Genomic DNA, 22096 nt, shown 5'->3' on the forward strand with positions numbered 1-22096 from the left:
TCTCATCCGCTCGGCGCGATTTCCGCAAGCGGGCCTGGCGCCCGTCGCCGCTTCTTCCACCAGCGCAGAATGATCTCTCCCGCCGGTCGCTCGACCAGACGGTTGATCAGCGTGCCGAGCGTCAGCGCGACGAGGAAGGCGGCCGAAAAGCCGATCCAGGGGCTGTAGCCGGCCCTGGCGATCTCCAGCATGACGACGAAACCGACATGCTGGTGGATCAGATAGAAACTGTAGCTGATCCCACCCATCCAGACGAGCGGCCGGATCGCCAGGAAGCGCAGCTGGTTGCGGATCAGCGCGATAAAGGTCGCCATCAGCACAAAGCCGACGATCGTGACGTCCCAGCTTTCCATGGTCGCGATCGATAGCAAGGCCAAGGCGGCATAGGGTGCCTGCTGCTGCCAACTGCGCTGCCCCGCCCAGATGCGATAGGCCAGCATGCCGATGATGAAGAAGGGGGTATAGCGCAGCACCAGCAGCATCACGACCCGTTCGGGCACGATGTCGGGCCATAATTGCATCACCCAGCGCAGCAGAATCCAGACGATCAGGATCGGCTCCAGATGCCTGAGGCCGATCCATTTCCAGATCGAGACCATGCAGAAATAGAAGGCGATCTCCACCGTCAGCGTCCAATAAGCGCCGTCCACTTCGGGAATGAAAGCAAAGCCCTGGAGCATCGTCAGATTGGCGAGAATCGCAAAAGGCCCGACCAGCAACTGGGTCGCCTGCGCCAGATATTCGATCGAGAGCGTCACCAACATCGCTACCAGATAGGCGGGATACAGGCGCGCGAAGCGGTTGACGATGAAGTCGGCGACCGTGCCGATCCGGTCCAGCGTGAAGAAGATCGCAAAGCCGGAAATGGTGAAGAACAACAGCACCCGGTAATTGCCGCCGGGAAAGCTGAAGGGCACATGGCTGGCCTGTGGGAAGAGTTCGTGAAAGCGGGTCGAATAATGGAAGACCAGCACGCATAATGCGCCGATGCCGCGCAATGCGTCCAGCTCCGTCAGCCTTGTTCGCTTCGGCTTCGTTTCGACCATGATGCTTCATAGCAATGATAGAGCAACGAATGGGATATTTTCTTGGTTAACGTAAAATCCGCAAATGGCGGGCATTGAGACATTGGTCCCAATCTGAAACGCTCTGCTGCTGGTGTTCCTTCGGAACAGTGGCGCTAGCTGGCCGCGCACCAATTAATCGGCTTGGCCGACCATGGGCGGGCATAGCGCTTGAGAATGAGGAGTTGACCGAGCGAAACGCCGTCGCGGACGAGGATGCGCGCGGCCGGATCGCTATCGGCCGGGTCGGGATGCGCTTCGAAGCTACCGCCGTTCATCATGCCCTGCAGCGCGGTGCGGCCGGCGCGGGCGAGCGCAGCTTCCTGCGGACAGGAGGCTCCTTCGAGTCGCGGCGCGCTGATGTCGGCGAGATGATAGCGGCGGCCCTGATAGGCATAGGCGTCGGTGGCGAGGACACAGGCATGGCCGTCCAGATCGTCACAGGCGGCAAAACGGGTGGATATGGTGGTGGGGGCATGGATGGAAGGTGCGGATGGTGCCGTCGTGGGCAGCACATGGCGCATCAGGACCAGCAGCAACGCGCCCATCAACAGGGCGATGAGGACGAGGGGCAGCGGCACGATGGCGCGGCGCTTGTCCTGCTTGTCATTCAGCCAATGGTCCGACCGGTCCCGGTCTTCGTCACCAATATCATGCAGGCTATAGGCCATGATTCATCCCCAATCGGATGCTATCGCTAGTAAATATTGGGAAATTTTTGGTTAACCACAGTGCCGGCAGGGTGCCAGGCCGGGCGATGCCTTGACGCTGGAGCGGGGCCATGGTGAAAATCGCTGGAGCCAGACAAGGGAGGCGGCGTGAGCGAACCATGGCTATATGACGAGCATCCGGCGATGGTCCGGGCGCATCCCTTTCTGTTCCTGCTGCTGCTCATATCGGTGGTCGGCATCCTGGCGATCGGGGTGTGGTGGGTGCTGCACAAGGGCGAGCGGCTGGCGTTGAGCGAACGCGAGGTGCTGCTGGAGCGCGGGCTGCTGGCCAAGCAGCGGACCGAGATATCACTAACCAGTATTCGCAGCGTGCGCATCACCCAGACGCTGGGACAGCGGCTGTTCGATGTCGGCAATGTCGAGCTGTTCAGCGCCGGTGACGTAGCGGAAATCGCGGTTCGGAACATGCCGCGGCCGGGTCGGATCAGGGCGATCGCGGCGGCGCGCAACCTGGACCTGCTGCCACAGCGCTGAACGGTCGGCCGGCGGCGGCACGCACGGAAAAGACGCGATTATCGGCAGTTTCTTGTCGAACATAATGTCTAGGCCCTTGACTTGGGCGCATTTATTTTAACCAATAGGACCCCAGGGGCCGGCAGAGCTTTCCATCCGCACGAGGACGCCAGGAACAAGCAACGTCGATCCGCATCAGGCGGGCGGCGCGAGATAAGGGGCGCCTAGATGGTGGGTTTGCGCGTAATGCCGCTGTTGCCGGAACTGACGGCCGATCAGCGAGCCGAGATTCGGCAGTCCTGCGGCTTCGCCTGCGTGCGTTGCGGGGTGACCATCTATCGCTATCTGGGGCTGCCGGACGGGCCGGGGGCGACGCTGCTCTGCCCGACCTGCCACGGGTTGGTGGAAGAGGGGCGGCTGACGGCGAATCAGGTCCACAGCTTCCACGCCAATCCGGTGGTGCGTCAGCGCCATTTCGCGCGCGACCGGCTGCCCTTCTCCAATGAATTGCCGCATCTGATCGTCGGCGGATCCCGCACGTTGCGCGACACGCCGATTCCGATCGCGATGGATGGGGAGCCGATCCTGATCTTTGCGCCGCCGCGCCGTAGCATGGGCGCGACGCGGATCAGTGTGCGGCTGGGCGCGGCCGACGGCACGCCGATGCAGGTGATCGACGGCAATGAATGGAAGCCGCATGACGGCAGCTGGCATTTCCTGTTGCGCGGCGACCGCTATTCGATGATGGCGGCGCGCGGGGATGGACTGTGCGTGCTGCGCATCGTCGCGCGCAACCGGATCGCGGTCGAGCATCTGCGTACCACAATCAATGGCCGCCGGCTGGAGGTGACGCCGGACTGGTTGGAGGTCGATGGCAAGCGCTATGTGGACCGGATCGGCAGCGGTACGTTGATCGGCCTGGAGCTGTAGCCGGGACGGATTCGGCGCTTTGTGTCGCGTGCCGACGCGCAGGTTATTGCAATACCGGATTCCGTAACGGAAAGAGGCGATGCCCCAGCGGTGTCGCCTCTTTTCGTCCCACCGATATGGATCAAGTGAATATACGATAAATCAATGACTTGCCTGCCATCATAAAAATTTGATCACAGAAGAAGTTTACATCCGCTCCGGGGCATGATTCCCTGTGGGCGGTCAGAGGGGTTGGAATGTCGAATGCGGTTGCCAGTCTGGACGATAATCAGCGGGCATGCCTGCGGCTGGTGGCACAGGGCTATACCTCCAAAGAGATCGCGCAGCGCACATCGCTGACCCCCGGAACGGTCGATCAATATGTCTATCGGGCGACCGTGGCGCTGGGCGCCAGGGATCGGCGCGAGGCCGCGCGTATGCTGGTAGAGGCCGAGAAAAGCGAGCAATTCAACCAATTTGAATTAAAGCCGGAGCCGCTTGTTGAACCGGCGATGGCGGGTGAGAAGGAGGCGTCGGCACCAAACAGGCCGACCCGGACCGGAGACACCCCGGCAAGCGCAACGCGGCAGGAAAAAGGCCGACTGCGCCAAATGGGTAACCGGATCCTGGCAACCATGGGAGGGGAACCGCATGGGCTGAACAGATGGCAGATCCTGACCACCATCTTTCGGGTCGCGCTTTGGGCAGGGGGATCCCTGGCCGCGTTGATCACGATGGGATATTGGCTCAATCACCTGTTCCGCTGACGGTCTCCAACAATCCGAAACCATATGATGGGCCAGCGAGCGCTGGCCTGAAAGGGAGCCTTGCCATGTCCAATGCCCGCCGCGCCGAGCGCGCCGCCAAGAGCGAAATGCACATGTCGGACGACACTTTCTTTGCCCTGAGCGGTCAGGTTCACGATGCCTATGTAAAGCTGGACGATGTCCTGGCCCATACGCTGCGCATGAGCGCCGACATGATCGATACGGCCCGCACCATCGGCCTGGCCCCTGAACAGGGGCAGAAGCTGTTCAAGCGTTTCCATGGCTGCATCGACACGATGATGCAGAGCCGCGAGCAACTGCTGGGCGCGCATCTGGAAGCGACCAAGATCCGGATGAAGACCAACCAGGCCGAACGCGCCGACGGCTGCTACAGCCCGTGGAGCGCACTGGAAGAAAAGCAGGCCGATGCCCTGCGCCTGGTCGCCTGATCCGGCTCCGCCAACGGCAATAGGCAGCTAGATCGTGGAAATCTTCTTCGCCTATACCATCGCGCTGGCGGCCACCTCGATCTTCGTGGTGCGCTATGGCGGCTCGACCGGGCGCTGGAGCATCGCCGGCGTCTGGGTGGGGTTCATCCTGGCCCAGACGGCGGTCCTCACCATCCGGCCGGAGGCGGTATTAATCCGCACGATCCTGGCGATCGAATGCGCATCGCTGCTGTTCAAGATCATCATATCGATGCTGAGCAGTCGGCGCTGGCCGATCATCGTCGCCGCGTTCCAGTTGAACGTCACGGCGGTGCAGGTCGCGGTGATCGTGTCGCCAGCCTATCTGACCAAATTCTTCTACGCCATGTCGACGATATGGGCGGTGCCGGTACTGGTCGTGATGGCCATGGGCACGCAGATGGACCGGAAACATGCGTTTCCGGCCTGAGCAAAGGAAATATGATGCGGAAATGGCCATCGCCCTCTCTTGACCCGTCATCGTCCGGTGTGAGCCTTGCCGCATCCATTCTTGTTCGATTGATGGAGGACAGGTAATCATGGCATCAAGGGACATGACGCAGCGCATGACGCGCCATCTGAGCCCGGTTGGGAGTGATGGAATGGAGGGGGAAGGCGGATATCCGGCCGAGAGTCCGGTGGTCACCGCGGCCGATCTGGTCCGGGGCTTTTCCGAATGTCGCGATATGGCGACGCGAACGCCGCTTTACATCACCCATCATGGTCGGGCGACCCATGTCCTGCTGGGCGTCAACGAGTTCCGGGCGCTCAAGGCACAATCGGGCAGCGCCCATCAGGAGCGGGCCGAAGAGCAATTGTTCGCCTTGGCCGATTGGGTCGATCAGGCCGTCATCATCTGTGACCAGGACATGCGCGTCAACTTCGTCAACCGGGTTGCCAGCGCTATCTGTCGCAAGCCGGTTGGGCAGATGGTCGGTTCCATGCTGGATACCGTCCTGCCGTCCATCAGCGGCAGCCTGATGGAAGTCCATGTGCGCCGCACCGTCAGCGGCGGTGAACCGAGCGCCGCCGATGTTCCATCTCCCTTTGCAGACGGCGCCTGGCTGCGGTTGCAGAGTTTTCCCCTCGGGAGGTCCACCGTGATCATGTTCCGCGATATTACGGAAGATGTGCGCCGCCATCGATTGGCGGACGCCAAGGCCGCGATCATCGAGGCGATGACCGTGCATGGCGATGTCGGCTATGTCCGCCTCTCCGTGCGGGGGACGATCGACAGCATCGATGTCCCCTTCACCGATATGCTCAGCCTGCCGCGGGAGCGGGTGATGGGGATACAGTTAACTGATCTGGTCATAACCCATGCGCGTGCCGCCTTTCGCCAGGCGCTGGAGCGGGCGATGCAAGGCCACGGCGCGCAATGTGTCCACACCACGCTGTTGAGCAATCGCGGCGATACCGTTGCCGTGAAGGCATCGATCGTTGCGTTGCAGGGCGCCTATGGCACCGAGGGAGCCGTCGTTCTGGTCACGGCGCTCGACGCCAGCACTATACAGGAATTGCCCCGCGCCGCCGAATAGCGCGAGGCGCTTTGCTTCAGCCGCAGCGGGCGCTGGTAATGACCATCTGATCGTCATAGCCGACGGTCAGCCGGTCGGGCCGGAAGTCCATGGTCATGGCCATGTTTGGGCCGCCCCAGCGCAGCGTCTTGGCGCCCGATGCCTGGAGCAGTTCGGCGCCTAGCTCGGCGGTCGCTTTTTGTCCGGTGAAGCGGTCGAGCCCGTCATTCTTGCACGGCCCTTGCGCCATGGCCGGTGGCGATGCGGAACCGGGGCTGTCGCTGCCGGTCCCGGCGCAGGCAGCCAGGGACAGGAGCATCATTGCCGTCATGGGCATTGGCACCGGCATCCGCATCGTTCGTCTCCTTATTCGGTCCGCGTCATCTTGAGGCGGCCATTTTTGACCGCGAAGGCAAGGCGCCCTTCGACCAGGTCTACCGCATCCCGGCCGAACTGGTCATAGCGCCAGCCTTCCAGGATCGCGAGATCGTCGCGCACGCCGGCGGCCAGCGCCTCGATATCATCGGTGCGGGCGAGCAGGCGCGGGGCGACGTTGATGTCGCGCGAGCGGATCTTGAGCAGCAGCTTCAGCAGGTCGGCGACCAGGGCGCCATCCTTGCCCAGGCCCGGCCGCTTGGGATCGCGTTCGGGCATCTCGTCCTTGCCCAGCGGCTTGTGGCTGGCGATCGCCGCCATCAGCCGGTTGCCGATGTCGTTCGTCTTCCAGGTGGCGGACAGGCCACGCACCTTGCCCAGATCGTCCTGCACCCGTGGCGGATGGCTGGCGATGTCGGCCAGAGTCTCATCCTTGACGATGCGGCCGCGCGGCAGATTCTTGTCCTGGGCTTCCTTCTCGCGCCAGGCGGCCAGTGCCTTGAGGCGACCCAGCACATCGGCCTTGCGACTGGCGATGCGCACGCGCTTCCACGCCTCCGACGGGTCATTTTCATAATGGCTGGGATCGCTGATCCGTTCCATCTCCTGATCGAGCCAGTCGCCGCGCCCGGTCTTGCGCAATTCTTCCAGCATCTTGGGGAAGATTTCGATCAGATAGGTGACGTCGCCGATCGCATAGTCGATCTGGCGCTTGTCGAGCGGGCGGCGTGCCCAGTCGGTGAAACGCGCGCCCTTGTCGAGTTGCACGCCGAGCCAGGCGTCGACGAGGTTGCCATAGCCGATCTGTTCGCCAAGGCCCAGCGCCATGGCGGCGATCTGGGTGTCGAACATCGGATGCGGCGTCTTGCCGGTCAGGTTATGGACGATCTCGATATCCTGTCCTCCGGCATGGAAGACCTTCAAGACATCTTCATTGTCGACCATCAGGTCGAGCAGCGGCTTGAGGTCGATGCCGGGCGCCTTGGGGTCGATCGCGGCGGCTTCATGCGCATCAGCGACCTGGACCAGACACAGTTCGGGCCAGTAGCTATTCTCGCGCATGAACTCGGTGTCGATCGCGACATAGGGCGATTTGGCCATGCGGGCGCAGAAATCGGAAAGCGTCTTGCTGTCGGTAATCAGCGGATGAATTTGCATATGGTCTTCGATCTTATTATGGGCTGGCCCGCGTCCTGCGGGCTGGTCGATAATCGACAAGGCAAGCCCATAGCCGGGCCGCAACAATTTGTCATTTCCGTAAAACGAATTTGAAAGATCGAAACGCCATGCACGCCTATCGCACGCACACCTGCGGCGCCCTTCGTGAAGCCGATGTCGGCGCGACCGTCCGCCTTTCGGGCTGGGTGCATCGCAAGCGCGATCATGGCGGCGTTCTTTTCATCGATCTGCGCGACCATTATGGCCTGACCCAGATCGTCGCGAAGGCGGACAGTGAGCCGCTGCGCATCCTGGATGGCCTGCGGGCGGAATCGGTTGTGACGATCGACGGCACCGTCGTGGCGCGCGGCGCGGAAGCGACCAATCCGAAGATGGCGACCGGCACGATCGAGGTCGTCGCCGATAGCGTGACCGTGCAGTCGACCGCCGCCGAATTGCCGCTGCCCGTGGCGGGCGAGCAGGAATATCCCGAGGATATCCGCCTGCGCTACCGCTTCCTGGACCTGCGCCGCGAGACGCTGCACGCCAATATCGTCACCCGCACCAAGATCATCCGCGACATGCGCCGCCGCATGGAAGATGTCGGCTTCACCGAATATTCGACGCCGATCCTGACCGCGTCCTCGCCCGAAGGCGCGCGCGACTTCCTGGTGCCCAGCCGTATCCATGCCGGCAAATTCTACGCCCTGCCTCAGGCGCCGCAGCAATATAAGCAGCTGCTGATGGTCGCCGGCTTCGACCGCTATTTCCAGATCGCGCCCTGCTTCCGCGACGAAGATCCGCGCGCCGATCGCCTGCCGGGCGAATTCTACCAGCTCGACCTGGAAATGAGCTTCGTGACCCAGGAAGATGTCTGGAACACGATGGAGCCGGTGATCGCGAGCGTATTCGAGGAATTTGCGCAGGGCAAGCCGGTCACCCCGGCCGGCAGCTTCCCGCGCATCCCGCACGCCGAAGCCATGCTGAAATATGGCAGCGACAAGCCGGACCTGCGCAACCCGATCATCATCCAGGACGTGACCGAGCATTTCCACGGTTCGGGCTTCGGCATCTTTGCCTCGCTGGTCGAGAGCGGCAATGTGATCCGCGCGATCCCGGCGCCGGGAGCGGGGGCAGGCAGCCGCAAATTTTTCGACGACATGAACAATTGGGCGCGCGGTGAAGGCTATTCGGGCCTGGGCTATATCAACATCAAGGATGGCGTCCCAGGCGGCCCGATCGCCAAGAATCACGGCGAGGAAGCGACTGCCAAGCTGATCGCGGCACTGGGCCTTGGTCCCAATGACGGCGTCTTCTTTGCCGCCGGCAAGGAATCGCAGGCGGCCAAGCTGGCGGGTCTGGCGCGTATCCGGGTGGGCGAAACGCTGGACCTGATCGACAAGGACCGGTTCGACCTGTGCTGGATCGTCGACTTCCCCTTCTATGAATATGACGAGGATACGAAGTCGGTCGATTTCGCGCACAACCCCTTCTCGATGCCGCAGGGTGGTCTGGATGCGCTGAACAACCAGGATCCGCTGACGATCAACGCCTATCAATATGACATGGTCTGCAACGGCTTCGAGATCGCGTCGGGTTCGATCCGCAACCAGTCGCCCGAGGCGATGGTCAAGGCGTTCGAGATCGTCGGCCTGAGCCAGGCGGACGTGGAAGAGCGCTTCGGTGGCCTCTATCGCGCGTTCCAATATGGCGCGCCGCCGCATGGTGGCATGGCTGCGGGCGTCGATCGCATCGTGATGCTGCTGTGCGGCGCGCAGAATCTGCGCGAGATCACGCTGTTCCCGATGAACCAGCGCGCCGAAGACCTGTTGATGGGCGCGCCGAGCGCCGCCGAGTTCAAGCAGCTGCGCGAACTCAACATCCGGGTGGTGGAGCCGCAAGCGAAGGCATAAGCCTTTCCATCGGTTGGACAGAACGGGGTTCCTGCCTTCGGGCAGGGGCCTTTTTCTTTGCCCGCTTGCCTTACTGTATTGTTGTGATAACACGCATGTCGGCAAGGGAGGATGGCGGATGATGCGGACGATCATGGCGATGCTGACAGCGGGGCTTGCGGCGGCGTCGGTGCAGGCGACTGGTCCCGGTTTCGATCCGCGCGCTTTGAAGGAGGTTGCCGGGCCGCCCAATGAGGTGATGGTGTTGGGCACGCCCCATCTGTCTGGCTGGCCAAAGGATTTCGATGCGCAGGCGCTGGGGCCGTTGATCGACCGGCTGGCGGCGTGGAAGCCGCAATCGATCGCGGTCGAGTCCCTGTCCGGCCTGCAGTGCGATGCCCTACGCCGCGCGCCGTTCCGTTATGCGGAGACGGTGGAAATCTATTGCTGGGATGCGACGCCGGCGCGCAAGGCGACCGGGCTGGACGTGCCGGCCGCCACGGCAGAGGTCGATGGGCGCCTGGCCGCCTGGCCGGAGCGACCGACGGCGTCTGATCGGCGGCACCTGGCCGCGCTGTTCCTGGCGGCGGAGGATCAGGGATCGGCGCTGGTGCAGTGGCTGCGTCTGGCGCCTGCCGACCGGCATGCCGGGGACGGGCTGGACGCCGTGCTGGTGGCGCGGCTCGAAACGCTGCGCCAGCGGCGCAACGAGGAATTTCTGATCGCCGCGCCGCTCGCTGCCCGGCTGGGGCTGGAACGGCTGGAACCGATGGACGACCACAGCGCAGACCGGCCCTATCGCAATGCCGAGGAAGAGAAGGCGGCTGGCGCGGCGATCATGAAGGCATGGGACAATGCGGCGACCGCGCGCCGCAAGGCGGCTGACGCGGCGCTGCAATCCGGTATCAGGACGGGGTCCGGCGTGCTGGCGCTCTATCGCGACTATAATGCGCCGGAACAGGCGCAGACCATCTATGACAGCGATTTCGGCGCGGCGCTCAAGGAACCGTCGCTCCAACGGTTCGGGCGTGGCTATGCGGGCTATTGGGAGGTGCGCAACCTGCGCATGGCGGCCAATATCCGCGACGTGTTCGCCGCCGCGCCGGGCCAGCGCATGCTGGTGATCGTCGGCGCCTCGCACAAATATTATCTCCAGGCCTATCTCGACATCATGCACGATGTGCGGCTGGTCGATACCGACGCCGTGCTGCACTGAGAGCGCTCTTGCCCTTGGCGGCGCGGTTCGATCTAATCGGCCGTCCCCTTGCAGGAGAGCGGTGCATGACGATCAATCTGTCGGACTATGAGACCGGGGCGAAATATAAGGGCGATTATGATGCGGCGCTGCTGGCGCTGCAGCATCGCCTGTCGAAGATCCAGGTCGCCCATATTCTGCACAACCGTCGGACCGTCATCATGCTGGAGGGCTGGGACGGCGCGGGCAAGGGCGGCATCATCAAGCGGATGACGGCAGATTGGGATCCGCGTTACTATCAGGTCCACCCGATCGCCGCGCCGACGCGCGAGGAACTGGACCATCATTTCCTCTGGCGCTTCTGGACCCGGCTGCCCGCCAGCCAGAATATCGGCCTGTTCGACCGCAGCTGGTATGGCCGGGTGCTGGTGGAGCGGGTGGAGAAATATGCCGCCAAGGCGGAATGGAAGCGGGGCTACAAGGATATCAACGCGTTCGAGGCGCAGCAGATCGAGACCGGCACCAACATCATCAAACTGTTCGTCCACATCACCCAGGAGACGCAGGACGAGCAACTGGCGCAGCGGCTGGATACGCCGTGGAAGCGGTGGAAGACCGGTGCGGACGATTATCGCAACCGGGCCAGGCGGATCGAATATTGGGATGCGATGCATGACATGTTCGAGAAGACCGACACCAAGCAGGCGCCCTGGAAGGTGATCGACAATAATAACCGCAAGTCCGGGCGAATCGCGGCGCTGACCTATGTGGCGGAGCGGCTGGAGAAACGGGTGCCGATGGATTTCCCGGCGCCTGATCCCGAGGTGGTCAAGCTGGCGCGGGAGGCATTTGGCTATAAGCTGGCAAAATAATTACTTAAAAACAATGATATGTAACAAAAGCGTCATGAAATACTAAGTGGTCATTTACCCTTTTCTTCTAGGCGGGGCGCCATGTACGCGCCCCAGATGCTTGATCGGCCCGATCCGGAGCCGCATGCCGCCGCCGACACCGTTGTGCCTTTTGCGCAGGGCCGTCGTGCGATCCGTCTCGGTCAGCCGCTGAGCGATGCGGTCGACCGGTTCCAGGAGGATCCTGCGCTGCGCTTGTTGCCGGTTGTAGATGTCGCCGATCGACCGGTGGGCGCGATCTATGAGCGCGACATGCGGCAGATATTGTTCAACCCATTCGGTCATGCGCTGCTGCGCAACCCCAGTTTCGGAGGGCGCCTGGACGAGCATGTCCGCCCCTGCGCGATGGTGGAGCAGAGCGCCAGCATCGAACGGCTGATCGATCTCTATGCCGCGCAGGGCAGCGATTGCGAGGGACTGATCGTGACGCAGGGCGGCTGCTATGTCGGCGTGGTCGGCGGCCCCCTGCTGCTGCGGCTGGCGGCCGAGCGGGATAGGCGCGATGCGCTGGCCCGCACCCGGCGGCTGGAACATGTAACGCGCGAGAGCGGCGCATTTCGCGAGGATGTCGAGGCGCTGATCGCCGATCTGGTCGGCATGGCCGACATGTTGTCGGCGCGCGCGGAGCAGGCGGTGGAGCGGGCATCGGGCAATGGCGAGGCGGCGGCCGGCATGGCGGTCGCAGCGGACCAGACCGCCGACAGCCTGCACGGTATCGCCAGCGGCGGGCAGGAACTGGGCGGGCTGTTCCAGGCGATGGAAAGCCAAGTGCGCGCGGCGGGCGAGGCGATCCGCGCGGCGGTGGCACAGACGCGGGTCGGTGCCGAGCAGACGGCGGCGCTGCGGGTCGAGGCGGATGGGATCGGCGCAGTCATCACCCTGATCGACGATATTGCACGGGCGACGAGCATGTTGGCGCTCAATGCCAGTATCGAGGCGGCGCGGGCCGGCGAGGCGGGGCAGGGCTTTGCCGTGGTTGCGCGCGAGGTGAAGACGCTGGCGAATCAGACGCGCGAAGCGGCGGCCGAAATCAGCCAGCGCATCGGTCATGTCCGATTGGCGGTGGAAGCGGTGGCCGAAGGGCATCTGCATATGGACGCGGCAATGGCGACCGCGAACGAGGTGTCCGCATCGGTCTTTTCGGCGGTGGCGCGCCATGGCGCCTTCAGCCGGTCGATCGCCGCCAGCCTCTGCGAGGCCGGGTCGTCGAGCGACCATATTCGTCAGAGTGCGCACCAGATCAGTGACAATGCGCGCGCTGCGGCGGCCGGCGCACATGACATTGGCGTGGCGGCAGGGCTGCTGGCCGAAGGGGCACACCGGCTGGATGACCGGGCGAGCGCCTTCTTGTGCGCGATCCAGACGCGCTGAATTACAGAAAGCCTCTGGTAACAGCGTAAAAAGCGGCTAGTCTTTCTGCCAATGGGTCCAGCACGGGCCGAAAAATGGGAGAGAAGATCATGCTCGTCATGTTCGTCGGCGTCGATCGCACCGAAACTGCGGTCAACCCTACCCAGGTGACCTTCGTCTCATCGGTGACAGACGGCACTCGCATCCGTTTTGGCGAAGGTCGCAGCATCACTGTGACCGAACCGATTGCCGAAGTGCTGGATTCGCTCAATCGCGCCCTGCGGCCGCACGAATAGCGGTCTTTCCCCTCTTCCACTCCGATTGCGCTCTAATGGTGACAGCACCGTCTTGCGCCCCACAGTAAAAGGCCCGCCGCGCCATCGCGCAACGGGCCTTTTCAGAGCGTGAAGCCAGAGGTGGACGAAAGGCAGGATCAGACGCCCGGTTGATCCGATCGGGCGCGGTCGTCCTGCTTATTCGTCATCCCCCGCTTCGGGGCCGGCCATCATCCCTTCGGCGACTTCCTCGGTCTTGCCGCGGATCGCCTTTTCCAGGCGGTCTGCCATTTCGGGATTTTCCTTGAGGAAAGTCTTGGCGTTCTCCCGACCCTGGCCGATGCGAACCGAGTCATAGGAGAACCAGGAACCCGACTTCTCGACCAGGCCGGCCTTGACGCCGAGATCCAGCATTTCGCCGATCTTGGAAATGCCTTCGCCATACATGATGTCGAATTCGACCTGCTTGAACGGCGGGGCAACCTTGTTCTTGACGACCTTCACACGGGTCGAATTGCCGACAATCTCGTCGCGATCCTTGATCTGTCCGATGCGGCGGATGTCGAGGCGGACCGAGGCGTAGAATTTGAGCGCATTGCCGCCGGTCGTGGTTTCCGGATTGCCGTACATCACGCCGATCTTCATGCGGACCTGGTTGATGAAGATCACCATGCACTTGGAGCGCGCGATCGAACCGGTCAGCTTGCGCAGCGCCTGGGACATGAGGCGGGCCTGCAGGCCTACATGGCTGTCGCCCATCTCGCCCTCGATTTCTGCGCGCGGCACCAGGGCGGCGACGGAGTCGATGACGAGAATATCGATCGCGTTGGAGCGCACCAGCGTATCGACGATTTCCAGCGCCTGCTCGCCGGTGTCGGGTTGCGACACGATCAGTTCGTCGATGTCGACGCCCAGCTTCTTGGCATAGCCGGGGTCGAGCGCATGTTCGGCGTCGACGAAGGCAGCGGTGCCGCCGGCCTTCTGCGCCTCTGCGATCGCATGCAGGGTCAACGTGGTCTTGCCCGAGCTTTCGGGGCCGTAAATCTCGATGATGCGGCCCTTGGGCAGGCCGCCGATGCCGAGCGCGATGTCGAGGCCGAGCGAACCGGTCGAGATCGATTCAATCTCGATCTTCTCGCGGCTACCGAGCTTCATCGCGCTGCCCTTGCCGAAGGCGCGATCAATCTGGGCGAGCGCCGCCTCCAATGCTTTCTGTCTGTCCATTGTGCCTGTCTTCTTGGAATCGATGAGTGAGAGCATAGCGGTCATCGGCCTATCCCCTGTCAAGCGGATCGCGTCGAATCTCTCGGCGCCTGCCAATGATGTATCTGTTTTGTTCCTATGGAACAAGAGGGGAACGGAAATTTCCTATCTGTGACCTGTCAATCGGCCAATATCCTACCCAGCGCGCGTTCGACCGCACCGATGGTAAAAGGCTTGGCCAGGGTCGGGCGATCTGCATGGGCGGGCGGCAGGTCGTCGGCCATGCCCCCGGTCGCGAACAGGAACGGGATCGCCTGCTGTGCGAGGATATCGGCGACCGGCCAGCTTTTTTCACCCTGCAGATTGCAGTCGAGCAGGGCCGCATCGAAACCGCCTTCACGCGCGAACGTGCAGGCTTCGTCGACTGACGCGGCCGTCGCATGCAGACGATAGCCGAGTGTATCGAGATAATCCTCCAGCATCATGCCGATCATCGCTTCATCCTCGACGATCAGGATCGACTTGCCGTCAGCCATGTGCTGCAATCCCCTTCTTCTGCCCCGCTTCGCTACCCAATGGGCAACGCCTTGCCCAGCATAATCGCCAGGAGTGCGAGAAGTTCATTCCGCAGCCGGACGGGATGCCAGCGCGTCGCGTGCCGCTTCGGCCAACTGGTTGACGGAAAAGGGCTTCGGCAGGAAGGCGACATTGGCGATATCGATCGATTTGCGAAGCTGTTCCTCGGCATAGCCGGACATGAACAGCACTGGCAGGTCGGGGAAGCTACGCCGCGCGTGCGCCACCATCGATGGGCCGTCCATATTGGGCATCACCACGTCGGAGATCAGCAGGTCGATCTTCTCGCTGCCGCCCAGCACCTCCAGCCCCTGCTCGCCGTCGCTGGCGGTCAGCACCTTGTAGCCCTGGCGGGTGAGCGCGCGTTCGGCCACGGCGCGAACCATGTCCTCATCCTCGACCAGCAGCACCGTGCCCGTGCCCCAGGTTTCGCTGCGCTTGATCGGTGTCTTGGGCTTGGCCTGTTCGATGTCGCCGCCGGCATAGACCGGCAGATAGATGACGAAGCTGGCGCCCCGGCCCAGTTCGGATTCGGCAAAGATATAGCCGCCCGACTGCTTGACGATGCCGTAGACGGTCGACAGGCTCAGGCCCGTGCCCTTGCCCAATTCCTTGGTGGTGAAGAAGGGTTCGAAAATCTTCGAGAGAATGTCGGGCGGGATGCCCAGGCCCGTGTCCGACACGCGCAGCGCGGTATAGTCGCTGATCGGCAGGATCTGCTGGCGCATCTCGCGCACGCGGTTCGCGGGCACGCCATAGGTCTGGATATTGAGCGTGCCGCCTTCGGGCATGGCGTCGCGGGCATTGACCGCCAGGTTGACGATGACCTGTTCGAGTTGGCCCGGGTCGGCGCGCACGGCACCCAGATTGCGGCCATGGCTGACGTCGAGCTTCACATTCTCGCCAAGCAGGCGCTTCAGCAGATTGGACACGTCGGCGACGATGTCGGGCAGTTGCAGCACCTGCGGCCGCAACGTCTGCTGGCGCGAGAAGGCGAGCAACTGGCGGGTCAGGCCGGCGGCGCGATTGCTGTTCGACTTGATCTGCTGAATATCGTCATAGTCGCTGTCGCCTGGCGTATGGCGCATCAGCATCAGGTCGCAATGGCCGATGATGGCGGTCAGGATATTGTTGAAGTCGTGCGCGACGCCGCCGGCGAGCTGGCCGATGGCCTGCATCTTGGTCGCCTGCGCGACCTGGCGCTTGAGCTTCGATTCCTCGCTATTGTCCTTGAGGCTGAGCAGCACGGCGGCTTCGCCCAGGCCGCGGACGCCGGCGAGGCTGAGCGCAATCGGTTCCTCGGGCTGTTCGCGCATGCGCACGGCGATGTCGCCCGACATTTGCGGGCCGACGGCGAAGCGGCGCACGGCGTCGGCTACTGCCGCCTGATCCTCACGCACCACCAGGTCGCCGGGATAGCTGGGGGTTTCGGCATCCTTGATCCCGGCGGCGCGGGCAAACGCCTTGTTGACGAACAGCACCCGGCCGTCGCGATCGGCCATGGCGAGGCCGAAGGGCAGCAGCGAGAGCAGGGTCTCGATATAGGAAAGGGCCGAGGTGCCGCCGCCGCCGGCCGGCTCGTCAATCAGCAGCAGCAGCATCGGGCCGTCCTGCGCGCCGTTCTGGACGCCGCCCGGCTGGGACGCGCGGCGCAGCGGCACCTGCAGCAGGCGCAGCGGCAGGCCGCCGCTTTCCTCGCGCGCCAGGAACAGCCGGCCCTTGTCGTCCACCCGCATATGGGCGGCGAAATCGCGACCGGTGATATTGGCGTCGATCCGGCCGGCCGCGCGTAACAGAAAGGCGCCATTGGCCGACCGGATACGGCCTTCGCCACCGATCATCACGGCCATGATGCCCGCTTCGCCCAGTTGCCGCCCGGCCTCGCCGGTCAGAACACGATGGACATCGTCGAGGGCGCTGGGCTGGCGTACCGGGGTGAAGCGCCAGAGCAGATAATCTTCCGACCGGCCGGTGCGGGCGATGTCGACGTCGAGACGCAGGGTCGCATGGGCGATCGCCTCCACCTTTGCCTCGCCATCGCGCCAGGCGGCGCGGGCGGCGGCGGTGAGTCCCTCGATCAGCGAGGCGTCGGCATTGACGGCCGGGGGGGAAGGGTAGCCGGGGAACCATTCGCCAAACAGGTCGCTGGCGCAGACCAGCCGGCCGGCGCGATCGGTGACCGCGATCGCCATGCTGGATGCGTCGGCGGCCGCGCGCGCGACCGTCCAGTCAGGCACTGCGTCGCGATCGGACAGGATCGGGGGATAGAGGTGGCGATACCAGGCCAGCAGGGCGGCGATGGTGACGACGGTGGCGGCAAAGCCGGCGGCGAGCGCCCAGTCACCGATCGCGTAGAGGACGATCGCGGCGGATGCGGCGGCGGCGAGTGCGAGCAGGGGCACGAAGCTGCGCGACGGGGTCTGTCCCATCCACGCCTCATCATCCCTCTTCATCCGCGCGGCCATGCCCGGCGTCCCCTTAAGCCCTTAGAATGGAACCATGACGCCATTCGTCAGACCGGCGCAATCTCTTCCAATGCGCTGCTTTCGGTGCGCTTGCCAATCCTCAATTTGCGTGCCTGCCACTTGCGGCCCATGCGGCGGCGCCAGAACCAGTCGGCGCCGACATAGCCGAGCACCGCGCTGGCAAGCGAGATGAGGAAGAGGCCGAGCAGCATTGCCGGGGCGGCTTCGGAAAAGAGCCAGGCACACCATTGGCCGATCGAGGCATGGCCGTCGACCAGGGCCATGAAGCCCGAAGCATCGGCGCTGCGGCCGAGCATCCAGTTGCCGAGCCATACCGACGCCATCAGGATCAGCGGCGTGGTGGCCGGGTTGGACAGGAAGGTCATCGCCGCGGCGACCGGGATATTGGCGCGGAAGGGCAGGGCGAAGATAGCAGCGCCGGCGATCTGGACGCCGGGGATCAGCAGGAAGATGCCGACGAACAGGCCGAGCGCGACGCCGCGCGGCACCGACCGGCGGGTGAAGCGCCACAGCGAGGGTTCCAGCACGCGATGGGCGACGGGGGCAAGGACGCGGCTCTTCTCCAGCGATTCACGGGTCGGCGCGTTGGCGTGCCACCAGCGGGAGAAGCGATTGTCCATGGATCAGCCATGCGCTTTCATGATGCGCTGCTGGTCGCGCTTCCAGTCGCGGTCCTTGATGGTGTCGCGCTTGTCGTGATTCTGCTTGCCCTTGGCCAGCGCCAGTTCGATCTTGGCGCGCCCGGTGCTGTTGAAATAGATCATCAGCGGCACCAGCGTCATGCCCTTGCGCGACACCGCGCTGTGCATCTTCTCGATCTCGCGCTCATGCAGCAGCAGCTTGCGGACCCGCTTGGGTTCGTGATTCTCGCGGTTGCCATGGCTATATTCGGGGATGTTGCTGTTCACCAGGAACACCTGGTTGCCCTTCACCTCGGCATAGCTTTCGGCGATATTGCCCTCGCCCGCGCGCAGCGCCTTCACCTCGGTGCCCTGCAGCGCGATGCCGGCTTCGAACACGTCCTCGATGAAATAATCGAAACGGGCGCGCCGGTTCTCGGCGACGATCTTCTTCTTGTCGAAGGTTGCGGGGCGGGGGCGGGCCATGTTCTGCTACTTAACTCAATTCATCATATAGGGACGCCGGCGCGTCAAACCAGACCGGCGATCTCCAGCGCGCGATCGACCGCCGTGCGGCTCGATTCCGACGGCCAGGTAATCGGCAGCCGAAGCTCGCCGGGCATGTCGGGCCGCACGCGGGTAAGGGCATATTTGACAGGGCCGGGTGAAGAATCGCTGAACAGGGCATCATGCAGGGGATAGAGACGATCCTGCAGCGCCAGGGCACCATCCCAATCCTGCGCGGCGCAGGCTGCCTGGAAATCGGCGACCAGGCGCGGGGCGACATTGGCGGTGACCGAAATACAGCCCCGGCCGCCCATCGCGTTGAAGCCGAGCGCGGTTTCGTCATTCCCCGAAAGCTGGCAGAAATCTGGACCACAGGCGAGACGCTGCGCGGTGACCCGCCCCAGATTCCCGGTGGCATCCTTCACGCCGACGATCGACTGATATTCCTGGACCAGCCGGTGCATCACCGGCACGCCGATGTCGGTGATGGTGCGGGTGGGGACGTTGTAGAGGACGATCGGCAGGTCGCAGCGCTGCGCCAGATAGGCGAAATGCTGGTAGACGCCGTCCTGATTCGGCTTGTTGTAATAGGGGGCGACGACCAGCGCCGCGTCGGCGCCGGCGGCCTGGGCCGCATACATATGCTCCAGCGCGATGCGGGTGTCGTTCGATCCGCAGCCGGCGATCACCGGCACGCGGCCGGCCGCCTGGTCGACGCAGATGGCGATGACGCGATTATGCTCCTCGACCGTCATGGTCGCGCTTTCGCCGGTGGTGCCGCAGGGGACCAGCGCGCTCGACCCTTCCTCGATCTGCCAGTCGACCAGGGCACGAAAAGCGGCCTCGTCCACCGCTCCGTCGCGGAAAGTGGTCACCAGGGCTGGAATCGACCCGGAAAACATCATTAAACTCCTTCAATTCTCCGGGCGACCGGGGCATGATCGGGCAAGCGGCGCGCTATAGCGCGTCATTCAGGGCCTGATAAGGATGCAATAGCGATTATGTCCAGCATGCCGAAGCCCGGAACTGTCGAAAGTTACCTGATCCGCATGCCTGTCATTGCTTTATTGCTCGCAACCGCCGGTGCCGGCGCCCAGACCGAAACCCCCACCGTCTATGCCCAGGCGATGGTGCAGCCCCTGCCGGGCCAGCCGGGCTCGACTCCGCCCAGCGCCTGGAACCAGGCGGCAAGCCGGGTCGGCATGCCGTCCGATCCCTCGATCGCCGGCACGATCAGCCAATGGCGCGCATTGCAGCAGAGCGATGGCCTGGGCTTTTCCACCTATGCCAGCTTCATCGTCGCCAATCCCGGCTGGCCGGGCGAGGACCGGATGCGGCGGCTGGCCGAGACCGGAATCAATCCCGACAGCTTTGATCCGCGCCAGGTGATCGCCTTCTTCGCCCGCTTCCCGGCGCGCACCGCGACCGGCCATGCCCGCAATGCCGTGGCGCTGATGCAGGCCGGGCGGATGGACGAGGCGCGTGTGGCCGCGCGCACCGCCTGGATCACCGGCACGCTGAGCCCGACCGACGAGGCGCGGCTTTTGTCGCTGTTCGGATCGGGCTTTACCGTGGCCGACCATGACCAGCGCGCCGACGTGCTGCTCTGGAGCAATGACACGATCGGCGCGATGCGGATGCTGGCCTATGTCAGCCCGGCGCGCCGGGCGATCTATGATGCGCGCATCGCCTTTCGCCAGAAATCGCCGGACGCCGCGATCAAGATGCAGACGGCCGAGCCGGCCGGCGGGGCGAGCGATGCGGGCTTCATCGCCGACAAGGCGACCTGGCTGCTCAACAGCGGCAACTGGATCGCCGGGCGCCAATATCTGGCCAATCGCCAGCCGCTGACCTTCCGCCCCGGCAATGCCGAAAAATGGTATGAGACGCTGCTGACCCAGGCGCGGTCGTCGGCGAACGACAGCCAGTGGAGCTTTGCCTATGGCATCGCCAGCCAGCTGGACGACGCCTATGTGCCGGGCACGGACGTGTCGACCCGGCCGATCGGCGAGCGCGACGATTATACCAGCCTTGCCTGGCTGGCGGGCACCACCGCCTTCTACAATCTCAACCGGCCGACCGATGCGGTGGCGATGTTCCGCCGCTATGCGACCGGCGGCAAGTCGCCCCAGGTCCAGGCCAAGGGCTATTATTGGGCCGGGCGCGCGGCGCTGCAGGCGGGCGATGCCGCCAGCGCCAACAGCTATTTCAACCAGTCGGCGCAATTCCCCGATCAATATTATGGCCAGCTGGCGCTGGAGCGGCTGGGCCGGCCGGTGCCGCCGCCGCCCGAACGGGCGGTGTCGATCTCGGCCGCCGAGCGTAGCGAGTTCAACAACCGGTCGGTGGTGCGCGCCGCCAGGGCGCTGGGCCAGATGGGCTATTGGGAGGACCAGAGCAAGTTTGTGCGCGCCATCGCCAACGGCGCGGACAGCGATGGCGATCATTTCCTGGCCGCCGAGCTGGCGCAGAATCTGGGCCGTCCCGACATGGGCGTGATGGTCGGTCGCCGGGCTGTGTCCAACGGCCTGACCGGCTATGGCGCCAGCGCCTTCCCGCGCGTGCCGGTGCCGCCGACGGCGCAATATAACTGGACCATGGTCCATGCGATCGCGCGGCAGGAAAGCCAGTTCGACAAGCAGATCGTCAGCCATGCCGGCGCGCGCGGCCTGATGCAGCTGATGCCCGGCACGGCGCGGGAGCAGGCGGGCAAGCTGGGCCTGAGCTATGACGCCGGTTCGCTCAATGATCCCAGCTACAACATCATGTTGGGCTCGGGCTATTTCCAGCGCATGCTGGACTATTATGGCGGCAGCTATCCGCTGGCCGTGGCCGCCTATAATGCCGGGCCGGGCAATGTGAATCGCTGGGTCAAGGCCAATGGCGACCCGCGCCTGCCGGGCGCCGACATGCTGCGCTGGATCGAGCAGATCCCGATCTTCGAGACGCGCAACTATGTGCAGCGGGTGCTGGAAAATGCCGTCGTCTATGAGGCGATGAATCCGGAGCGGGCCAAGTTCAAGGGCAGCAATGCGGTGCTGAGCCGCTATCTGGGCAAGCAGACACCGGGTTGAAACTGCGCTAGGGAGCGGCGATGACCGGCCCCTATCCCAATTATATCAGCCCCGAGGGCTTTGCGAAGCTGCGCGCGGAATATGACCATCTGCTGGGCGTCGAGCGGCCGCGCATCGTCGAGGTGGTGAGCTGGGCCGCGGGCAATGGCGACCGCAGCGAAAATGGCGACTATCTTTATGGCCGCAAGCGGATGCGCGAGATCGACGGCCAGTTGAAGCGCCTGTCGAAGAAGATGAAGGACGCCAAGGTCGTCGACCCGCGCCAGCAGCCCGACAAGGGCCGGGTCTATTTCGGCGCCACCGTCACCATCGCCGACGAGGATGACGTGTCGCGCACCGTGACGATCGTCGGCAATGACGAGGCGGATGCCGGCGCCGGCCGGATCGGCTGGGGATCACCGATCGCCCGTGCGCTGCGCGGGGCGGCCATCGGCGACCTGCGCCGGGTGCATCTGCCCGCCGGCGAGAAGGAATATGAGGTGATGGCGATCAGCTATCCGCAATAGGATTATGATCGCTTAACTTCCCATATTTCCCGCACATTTCGACATAGAATTTCCAACCCC

Annotated in this window: 23 protein-coding genes; 13 read left to right on the plus strand and 10 right to left on the minus strand. The window is 63.9% G+C overall.

Translation table 11 applies throughout. The annotated features are described in order from the left end of the window. Positions 1–2 precede the first annotated feature (2 nt). Both GGQ90_RS06825 and GGQ90_RS06830 read right to left on the minus strand, forming a co-directional pair. Positions 3–1046, minus strand: coding sequence for an acyltransferase family protein (locus GGQ90_RS06825; protein ID WP_188081434.1), 1044 nt, complete (start codon positions 1044–1046; stop codon positions 3–5). A gap of 134 nt (positions 1047–1180) precedes the next feature. Further along, on the minus strand, positions 1181–1735 hold the full coding sequence (locus GGQ90_RS06830; RefSeq protein ID WP_188081435.1) for a nuclease: 555 nt from the start codon (positions 1733–1735) through the stop codon (positions 1181–1183). A 147-nt stretch (positions 1736–1882) separates the two neighbouring features. Here GGQ90_RS06830 and GGQ90_RS06835 point away from each other — a divergent pair, with 147 nt between their 5' ends. From GGQ90_RS06835 to GGQ90_RS06860, 6 genes are all read left to right on the plus strand, one after another. Continuing rightward, positions 1883–2269, plus strand: a complete 387-nt coding sequence (locus GGQ90_RS06835) for a PH domain-containing protein (protein WP_188081436.1) — start codon at positions 1883–1885, stop codon at positions 2267–2269. A gap of 225 nt (positions 2270–2494) precedes the next feature. Continuing rightward, a complete protein-coding gene (locus GGQ90_RS06840; protein ID WP_188081610.1) occupies positions 2495–3178 on the plus strand; it encodes a hypothetical protein in 684 nt (227 codons plus the stop codon). Positions 3179–3414: 236 nt separating this feature from the next. Then, positions 3415–3924: a helix-turn-helix domain-containing protein gene (locus GGQ90_RS06845; protein ID WP_188081437.1), complete on the plus strand. Its 510-nt coding sequence runs from the start codon at positions 3415–3417 to the stop codon at positions 3922–3924. A gap of 65 nt (positions 3925–3989) precedes the next feature. Next, positions 3990–4373, plus strand: coding sequence for a hypothetical protein (locus GGQ90_RS06850; protein ID WP_188081438.1), 384 nt, complete (start codon positions 3990–3992; stop codon positions 4371–4373). Between the two features lie 34 nt (positions 4374–4407). After that, complete coding sequence (locus GGQ90_RS06855) at positions 4408–4821, plus strand: hypothetical protein (protein WP_188081439.1); 414 nt, start codon at positions 4408–4410, stop codon at positions 4819–4821. Between the two features lie 136 nt (positions 4822–4957). Next, positions 4958–5929, plus strand: a complete 972-nt coding sequence (locus tag GGQ90_RS06860; protein ID WP_246428156.1) for a PAS domain-containing protein — start codon at positions 4958–4960, stop codon at positions 5927–5929. A 16-nt stretch (positions 5930–5945) separates the two neighbouring features. On the opposite strand, the gene GGQ90_RS06865 is transcribed toward GGQ90_RS06860, so the two are convergent. Both GGQ90_RS06865 and rnd read right to left on the minus strand, forming a co-directional pair. After that, positions 5946–6263 (minus strand): I78 family peptidase inhibitor, encoded by a 318-nt coding sequence (locus tag GGQ90_RS06865; RefSeq protein WP_188081440.1) that lies wholly within the window; start codon positions 6261–6263, stop codon positions 5946–5948. Between the two features lie 11 nt (positions 6264–6274). Next, positions 6275–7441, minus strand: a complete 1167-nt coding sequence (rnd, locus tag GGQ90_RS06870; RefSeq protein ID WP_188081441.1) for a ribonuclease D — start codon at positions 7439–7441, stop codon at positions 6275–6277. A gap of 128 nt (positions 7442–7569) precedes the next feature. Here rnd and aspS point away from each other — a divergent pair, with 128 nt between their 5' ends. The 5 genes from aspS to GGQ90_RS06895 all read left to right on the plus strand — a co-directional run bounded on the left by aspS (position 7570) and on the right by GGQ90_RS06895 (position 13085). Next, a complete protein-coding gene (gene aspS / locus GGQ90_RS06875; protein ID WP_188081442.1) occupies positions 7570–9354 on the plus strand; it encodes an aspartate--tRNA ligase in 1785 nt (594 codons plus the stop codon). A gap of 118 nt (positions 9355–9472) precedes the next feature. Beyond that, positions 9473–10549, plus strand: coding sequence for a DUF5694 domain-containing protein (locus GGQ90_RS06880; protein ID WP_188081443.1), 1077 nt, complete (start codon positions 9473–9475; stop codon positions 10547–10549). A gap of 65 nt (positions 10550–10614) precedes the next feature. After that, on the plus strand, positions 10615–11400 hold the full coding sequence (locus GGQ90_RS06885) for a polyphosphate kinase 2 family protein (protein WP_188081444.1): 786 nt from the start codon (positions 10615–10617) through the stop codon (positions 11398–11400). 81 nt (positions 11401–11481) lie between these two features. Next, the gene (locus GGQ90_RS06890) at positions 11482–12810 is read left to right on the plus strand and encodes a methyl-accepting chemotaxis protein (protein ID WP_188081445.1); all 1329 of its coding nucleotides are present in this window, start codon (positions 11482–11484) and stop codon (positions 12808–12810) included. Between the two features lie 89 nt (positions 12811–12899). Beyond that, positions 12900–13085, plus strand: a complete 186-nt coding sequence (locus GGQ90_RS06895) for a hypothetical protein (RefSeq protein ID WP_188081446.1) — start codon at positions 12900–12902, stop codon at positions 13083–13085. Between the two features lie 177 nt (positions 13086–13262). Here the strand turns inward: GGQ90_RS06895 and recA are convergent, their stop codons facing one another. The 6 genes from recA to dapA form a co-directional block, all read right to left on the minus strand. Then, positions 13263–14333: a recombinase RecA gene (recA, locus tag GGQ90_RS06900; protein WP_188081447.1), complete on the minus strand. Its 1071-nt coding sequence runs from the start codon at positions 14331–14333 to the stop codon at positions 13263–13265. Positions 14334–14446: 113 nt separating this feature from the next. Then, entirely contained in the window at positions 14447–14803 is a 357-nt protein-coding gene (locus GGQ90_RS06905) for a response regulator (protein ID WP_188081448.1), read from the minus strand. Between the two features lie 84 nt (positions 14804–14887). Then, the gene (locus tag GGQ90_RS06910; protein ID WP_188081612.1) at positions 14888–17272 is read right to left on the minus strand and encodes a hybrid sensor histidine kinase/response regulator; all 2385 of its coding nucleotides are present in this window, start codon (positions 17270–17272) and stop codon (positions 14888–14890) included. Positions 17273–17355: 83 nt separating this feature from the next. Next, on the minus strand, positions 17356–17949 hold the full coding sequence (locus GGQ90_RS06915; protein ID WP_188081449.1) for a DUF2062 domain-containing protein: 594 nt from the start codon (positions 17947–17949) through the stop codon (positions 17356–17358). Between the two features lie 3 nt (positions 17950–17952). Continuing rightward, complete coding sequence (smpB, locus tag GGQ90_RS06920; RefSeq protein ID WP_188081450.1) at positions 17953–18435, minus strand: SsrA-binding protein SmpB; 483 nt, start codon at positions 18433–18435, stop codon at positions 17953–17955. 44 nt (positions 18436–18479) lie between these two features. Continuing rightward, positions 18480–19358, minus strand: coding sequence for a 4-hydroxy-tetrahydrodipicolinate synthase (dapA, locus tag GGQ90_RS06925; protein WP_188081613.1), 879 nt, complete (start codon positions 19356–19358; stop codon positions 18480–18482). Positions 19359–19457: 99 nt separating this feature from the next. On the opposite strand from dapA, the gene GGQ90_RS06930 reads away from it, so the two are divergent. Together GGQ90_RS06930 and greB are read left to right on the plus strand one after the other, a co-directional pair. Continuing rightward, positions 19458–21530, plus strand: a complete 2073-nt coding sequence (locus GGQ90_RS06930; protein ID WP_188081451.1) for a lytic transglycosylase domain-containing protein — start codon at positions 19458–19460, stop codon at positions 21528–21530. A 20-nt stretch (positions 21531–21550) separates the two neighbouring features. Beyond that, a complete protein-coding gene (greB, locus tag GGQ90_RS06935; RefSeq protein WP_188081452.1) occupies positions 21551–22036 on the plus strand; it encodes a transcription elongation factor GreB in 486 nt (161 codons plus the stop codon). Positions 22037–22096 lie beyond the last annotated feature (60 nt).

Origin of the sequence: Sphingobium scionense (assembly GCF_014197035.1) — a bacterium.
GTDB lineage: Bacteria > Pseudomonadota > Alphaproteobacteria > Sphingomonadales > Sphingomonadaceae > Sphingobium > Sphingobium scionense.